This window comes from Sphingorhabdus sp., from assembly GCF_044357595.1.
Lineage (GTDB): Bacteria > Pseudomonadota > Alphaproteobacteria > Sphingomonadales > Sphingomonadaceae > Sphingorhabdus_B.
Genome location: NZ_JBIKPH010000136.1, coordinates 1 through 6,529, shown reverse-complemented (window position 1 = coordinate 6,529; position 6,529 = coordinate 1). Strand labels below are relative to the sequence as shown.

Here is a 6,529-nt window from a genome sequence, read left to right as displayed (position 1 = left end):
GCTGGTTATCCGTCGACCCCTACATGCGCGGACGCATGAATGATGCGAAAAGCTATTCCGATCCTTTCGCGCTTGGCGAACCGATGACAGGCGGCGCAGTCGGCACCGTGACCGAGAGCAACAATGCCGAGTTCCCTGTCGGGGCCAAAGTATTGCATATGGCTGGCTGGCGCGATTACGCAGTTTTTGGCGGTGGCAAGACACCACCTGCTGGCATGCCCCCAGTCAAATTGCCTGACATAGGCGTACCCGATCAACATTGGCTAAGCATCATCGGAATGCCAGGCGGCACCGCATGGTTTGGTCTGCTTAAGGTTGCTGAAGCCAAGCCCGGCGAGGTGATTTTTGTTTCCGCCGCTGCTGGCGCAGTTGGATCTACCGTGACCCAGATTGCGAAAGCCAAGGGAATGAAAGTCATCGGTTCTGCGGGCGGCGCAGACAAATGCGCGTGGGTGAAAGAACTCGGTGCAGACGCAGTGATTGATTACAAATCGGGCAAGGTGCTGCCGCAATTGATGGCCGCGCTTAAGGATATGGGTGAAACCGGCATTGATGTCTATTTTGACAATGTCGGCGGCGAACATTTCGACGCCGCCCTCGCAACTGCCAAGGAATGGGCGCGCTTTGCGATTTGCGGCATGATCGATGTCTACAACGACTTCAAGGCACAGCCGATGCAGTATCTGCCGATGATTATCGGCAAAAGGATAATGATCAAGGGCTTCCTTTACCCTGATTTCTACGCGCAAGTGTCAGAGTTCAATGCCGATATGGCTGGTCTCATTCAATCAGGCGCCGTCAAAGGTCGTGAGACAGTCAAAGACGGGCTTGAGAAGACACCAGAAGCCTTTATCGGCCTGTTCAGTGGGGAGAACACCGGCAAGATGCTCGTCAAGCTCTGAGCAAATTGCTGCGCAGTTTTTGGGGGGAGGCGCAGGAAATCTGCAGCCCATCAAACCTGCGTCTGTAACGTCAGATTATCTAATATTGCAATATTGTTGCAATATAGACGCACAAGAAAAATTTCAAGATTTTAGCTGTTAACGGCGATGACACCCGCACGCTTACTCGGTAGGTTGTTAAAAGGGGGTCAAATAGGAGAAGCCATATGTCCCAACGTAATAAATCCATCGGCCGTGCATTGAAACTATCGGCAGCCTGCCTTGCGCTCGCCGTGCCAAGCTTGGCATTCGCGCAAGAGGCGCCTCAGGCAGAAGATACGTCGGACGAGGAAATCGTCGTAACGGCTCAAGGCCGCAGCCAGTTGCTCTCGGACGTCCCCGTCGCGATTTCAGCTGTGAGTGCAGAAACGCTGCAAAACAGTGGCGCAAATGACATACGCCAGCTCAACCAAGTTGCGCCATCGTTGCTCGTGTCCTCCACGGGATCGGAAGCCAATGGCTCCGCCCGTATTCGCGGTATCGGCACTGTCGGCGACAACCCCGGCCTTGAAAGCTCGGTTCCCGTCTTTATCGACGGCGTCTACCGTTCGCGTTCGGGCATTGGCCTGAACGAACTTGGCGAAATTGACCGTGTCGAAGTGCAGCGCGGGCCACAAGGCACCTTGGGAGGCCGTAACTCGTCGGCTGGCCTGATCAGCATCTATTCGAAAAAGCCAAGCTTCACCTTTGGCGGCAGCGGCGAACTGACCTACGGCAATTATGACTTCATGCGCGGCGCAACTAGCGTCACTGGTCCAATTTCGGAGCAGTTGGCATTCCGCGTTGACGGCGTTTACGTAAAACGGAACGGTTTCTACCGTGACGACCAGAGTGGACATGACGTCAATAATCGTGACCGTTATTTCCTACGTGGACAGTTGTTGTTTGAACCCACCGATGCGCTGTCGGTTCGCCTGATTGCGGATTATACCTCGCGTAAGGAAGAGTGCTGCGCTGCGACCTATGTCGATGGAACAGTCAACCAGTTCATTGGCAACCTGAACACTCCCAGCGCTGTTGGCGCAGCGTCGACAGCCACATCAAACAACATCATCAACGTATTGCGTGACCTTGGCCAGCCACTGGCTGCGTTCAGCCAAGGCTACGGCCGCAATATTTCGGTCAGCGCAAACCGCGTCTTCACCGGCGAAACCAAGGATTATGGCTTCTCCGGCCAGATCGACTATGATTTGGGTGGCGCAACTTTGACCTCGATTACGGCCTACCGCCAATATCGTTCAGGTCAGGCATCCGATACCGATTATGGCGAAGTCGACATCCTATACCGCGCGCCAAGCGACGATGCCTATCGTCAGTTCCACACCTTCACGCAGGAACTGCGTCTTCAGGGTGAAGCATTAGACGGCAAGCTTGACTGGCTCGTCGGCGGCTTCTTTGCCAATGAAAAACTGACCGTTCGTGATAATCTGCGCTTCGGTAATCAGTATGGCCGCTTTGCAAATTGCCGCATTGTTTCCGGTGGCGGCTTGGCATTTGCGTATAATCCAACTGCGCAGAGCTGCATCACGCCGTCGTTGCGCCCGACTGTCTCGGGCGCCTTGGGCGCTGCCGGACCACTCATCGTTTCAGCGTTTGACCGTCTGGACACTATGAATAATGTCGGAACGACTAATGATCGTTACTTCCAGAATGGAACGAACTGGGCGCTGTTCACGCACAACATCGTACACATTACTGACACCGTCAATTTGACGCTTGGCCTTCGCTACACGAAGGACAAGAAGAAGTTCGACGCGACCTTCGGTAACGACAATAGCATATGTACAGCGAACCAGGCTGCTTTGGCGTCGCTGTTGACTACTCCGGCGGCTGCTACTGCTGGTGCCGTCATCGGCCTTTCCTGTCAGGGCAACTCGACCGCTGAACTGAACGGCGTGTCTATCAACGACAAACGTAGTGAAGATCAAATCACCGGAACGGCCATCCTTTCGTGGAAGCCTATCGATGATCTTCTGCTCTACACGAGCTTTGCCCGTGGTTATAAGGCAGGCGGTTTCAACCTCGACCGTTCGGCACTGAAGTCGCCAGTTCCTACCTTTGCTTCGGTTGGCGGTGCTCAGGCGCTCGTTGGCAATCTTCAGTTCGATCCGGAATTGGTGGACAGCTATGAGCTGGGTGCAAAATTCTCAAATGGTCCGTTTGGCCTGAGCGTTTCGGCATTCCGTTCGGACTTCAGCAGCTTCCAGCTGAATACCTTCAACGGCACTGTCTTCCTCGTGCAGAACGTTAATGGTTGTGACAACCTTGTTGGTGGCCCGAATGCGGATACCGATCAGAACCTGTCCGCCGCTGGCACCAATTTCAATGCTGCTCCGAATACAACGGGCAGCTGTGCCGCCGGCGACATCACTTATGGTGTCCGTACGCAGGGTCTGGAACTTGAAGCATCGCTGACACCAGCACGCAACTTCCGCATGGCTGCTGGTTTGACCTATGCAAAGACAACCTATCGGGATGATTTGATCGGCACCAAGAACGGTGCGCCGCTCGATTCCGCGCTGCGTAAGTTGCCAGGTGACAACCTGTCCAACGCACCAGAGTTGGTTGCCACTTCAAGCGTAACATGGACGCCTGATATCGGCAGCAACGGCATGAGTGGCCTCGTATACATCGACGGTCGTATGACCAGCGATTACAATACGGGTTCTGACCTCTTCCCTCAAAAGGAACAGGATGGCTTTGCGGTATTCAACGCCCGCATCGGCCTGCGTGGTCCTGACGAAGCCTGGGGCATTGAGCTTTGGGGCCAGAACATCTTTAATCAGGATTATGCGCAGGTCGCGTTCAACGCACCATTCCAGGCGGGTCAAAGCGCGGCACCATTTGTCGATCCACAATATCCAGGTGGTCGCCAGATCTTCTCCCAGTTCCTTGCAGAACCGCGGACCTACGGCATCACATTGCGCGGCAAGTTCTAAAACTTAGCCAACGTAAACGGAAAAGGGCCTGCAGCGATGCGGGCCCTTTTTTGTTGTTATGCTTATTGAAACAGCTGTGAAGCACGAGGACCCGCCACTCTGAACTTATATCAGGGCCTTACTTCTGCGTTGTCGAAAAATTAAGACCCTGAAGCAAGTTCGGGGAGACCAATGCGAAGGGTCCCTAACTCCCGAAACCGACGCTTAAGAAGCCAGGCATTGGGCCATTCCAGCTGTCATCGTCAGGCGCCGCCGCTCCCGCAGACTGATCGGGCTTAGCCGTTTCAATCTTAGGCGCAGGCTTCTTGCGCGCGGGCTTTGCGGCGGCTTTCTCTCGCACAGGCTTTGTCTCTGGTGCCTGGGTCGCAACCTCGGGTTCTGCAGGGCGCGGTTCTTTGGCCTTACTGGCTGGCGCCTTGCGGCCCCGATTTGCAGGGCTACGCTCTTCGCTATCGGCGGGCGCTTCGATCTGGCCAAGGCGCTCGATCTTATTGCCGATTAGCTTCTCGATGCTTTCAATCGCCTCTTCATCGGCCTTGGTGACAAAGGTAAATGCCTTGCCCTTGGCTCCGGCACGACCGGTCCGGCCAATGCGGTGAATATAGTCGTCGGGGTGCCACGGCGCGTCAAAGTTGAAGACGTGGCTCACGCCCTTAACGTCAAGGCCGCGTGCTGCGACGTCGGACGCTACGAGCAAATTGATATCACCGTTCTTAAATGCTTCCAGCTGCTTCTGACGCGACGCCTGGTCGATATCGCCATGGATTTCGCCCGAACGCAATCCGTGCCGCTGAAGGCTGGTGTTCAACTCGCGCACCGTCGTCTTCCGGTTGCAGAAGATGATCGCGTTTGACACTTTTTCCGTGCGCAAAAGATCGCGCAATACATCGCGTTTTTTCATCGGCGACACATTGACCAAAAACTGTTCGATATTGACATTGGCGGTCGCGGGTCGCGCGACTTCAATATATTTTGGGTTGGACAAGAACTTGTCTGCCAGTTTTTTAATCGGCGGCGGCATCGTTGCCGAAAACAACAGGGTCTGCCGCGTGCTCGGCAGCTTTGTGCAGATATGTTCAATATCGGGAATGAAACCCATGTCGAGCATCCGGTCGGCTTCGTCGATGACCAGCATTTCGCAACCCGTCAGCAAAATCTTGCCGCGTTCAAACAAGTCCATCAAGCGGCCAGGGGTCGCGATCAGCACATCAACGCCCTTTTCAAGCGCTTTGACCTGATCACCCATTTGCACACCGCCGATCAGCAGCGCCATCGACAGCTTGTGATATTTGCCGTATTTTTCGAAATTCTCGGCGACTTGCGCCGCCAGTTCGCGGGTTGGTTCCAAAATGAGGCTGCGTGGCATGCGCGCGCGCGCGCGGCCATTGGCGAGCACATCGATCATCGGCAGGACAAAGCTTGCGGTTTTTCCCGTGCCCGTTTGCGCAATGGCAATGATGTCGCGCATCATCTGGACTTGCGGGATGGCGGCGGCCTGAATGGGGGTCGGCTCATCATAGCCAGCCTCGCTTAAGGCCCTCAATAACTCGTCAGACAAGCCGATGTCGGCAAAACGCATATGATGTTCCGGAAAAAAAATGGTGCAACGTCGCCAGTGACAAATCCACCGAGACCAGCGTCGCGATTGGTCGCTACGGGCAGAAATGTCAAGATATATGCCAGCGGCGCTGCCTTTAGCGCGGTATCAGCAGCCTGAATTTGTCGATCTGGCATTTGGCGCCGGTTCGTGCATGCACCATATCACGATCTACGCATAATTTGCCATCATAAGATCGCTCCATATATGCCCCAGCGTAAAATTCACGCGCAAGGCAGCCGTCGCTCAAATATGCGCGAATAAGAATACCGTCCCGCGTGAGCAACTCCAGCGTGCGATCCGGCCCCGGGCGCGAACCACCTAACCTGCCCAACCACAGGCATTTCCCGATCTTTTTCTCCTTATACTCGATCTTAGCCAATGACTGTCTTTGTGCCCCGACGGCAGCGGGCGGGGCGGCTTGACTGGGCAGCCTGATAACGACCCGTTGGTCAATGCGCACTTGATCAAAATCGGTCTTCAACCCAAATAAGGGCGTGAACGGGTTCTGCGCAGCGGTGACTTGAAAGCCCGCCAAAGCGCTATGCGACAATGTTGTCAGTCCTAACGTAACGAAGATAAAGGCCATTAATGCGCGCAAGAAACATTCCGGTATCAAGTTGAAGTTCTATCAGCTTTGCTCGATAAGGTTGAACCTATCATGAATTGCATGCCAGACCCTTTGCAGACAATGGAAAATACCGTGCCAGATGTAAACATTTTATCGGAATTTCGGGCCATATTGGGGCCAAAGGGCTATTCAGACGAAAATGACGTCATTTCGCCTTGGCTAACTGACTGGCGTGGGCGTTTTACAGGATCGTCACCTGCCCTGCTTTCCCCGGCCAACACGCAAGAGGTTGCCGCGGTGATAAAGCTTGCGGCCAAACACAGAATTTCGCTGGTTCCGCAGGGCGGGAATAGCGGCATGGTCGCCGGCGCAACGCCAGATAACAGCGGACAGCAGCTTATCCTCTCCCTGCGGCGGATGAACAGCATCACGGCGATTGACGCGGATGACGGCTTGGTGACGTGCGATGCTGGGGTAATTC

General features: G+C 54.8%; 5 protein-coding genes. 3 read left to right on the top strand and 2 right to left on the bottom strand.

From position 1 onward, the window contains the following. On the top strand, window positions 1–902 hold a 902-nt coding region (locus tag ACIQ2T_RS11345; RefSeq protein WP_397590907.1), incomplete at its 5' end, for an NADP-dependent oxidoreductase. Window positions 903–1,108: 206 nt separating this feature from the next. Further along, window positions 1,109–3,880 (top strand): TonB-dependent receptor, encoded by a 2,772-nt coding sequence (locus ACIQ2T_RS11340; protein WP_397590906.1) that lies wholly within the window; start codon window positions 1,109–1,111, stop codon window positions 3,878–3,880. 184 nt (window positions 3,881–4,064) lie between these two features. Here the strand turns inward: ACIQ2T_RS11340 and ACIQ2T_RS11335 are convergent, their stop codons facing one another. Both ACIQ2T_RS11335 and ACIQ2T_RS11330 read right to left on the bottom strand, forming a co-directional pair. Then, a complete protein-coding gene (locus ACIQ2T_RS11335; protein ID WP_397590905.1) occupies window positions 4,065–5,459 on the bottom strand; it encodes a DEAD/DEAH box helicase in 1,395 nt (464 codons plus the stop codon). Window positions 5,460–5,574: 115 nt separating this feature from the next. Beyond that, window positions 5,575–6,078, bottom strand: coding sequence for a hypothetical protein (locus ACIQ2T_RS11330; RefSeq protein WP_397590904.1), 504 nt, complete (start codon window positions 6,076–6,078; stop codon window positions 5,575–5,577). 69 nt (window positions 6,079–6,147) lie between these two features. Between ACIQ2T_RS11330 and ACIQ2T_RS11325 the strand changes: the two genes are divergently transcribed. Next, window positions 6,148–6,529, top strand: a 382-nt coding sequence (locus tag ACIQ2T_RS11325) for an FAD-binding oxidoreductase (protein ID WP_397590903.1), incomplete at its 3' end; no start/stop codon positions are given.

Bases quoted from the DNA above. Each gene is read 5' to 3' on its own strand.
- ACIQ2T_RS11340 (WP_397590906.1), top strand. From the start codon at position 1,109: ATGTCCCAACGTAATAAATCCATCGGCCGTGCATTGAAACTATCGGCA.
- ACIQ2T_RS11335 (WP_397590905.1), bottom strand. From the start codon at position 5,459: ATGCGTTTTGCCGACATCGGCTTGTCTGACGAGTTATTGAGGGCCTTA.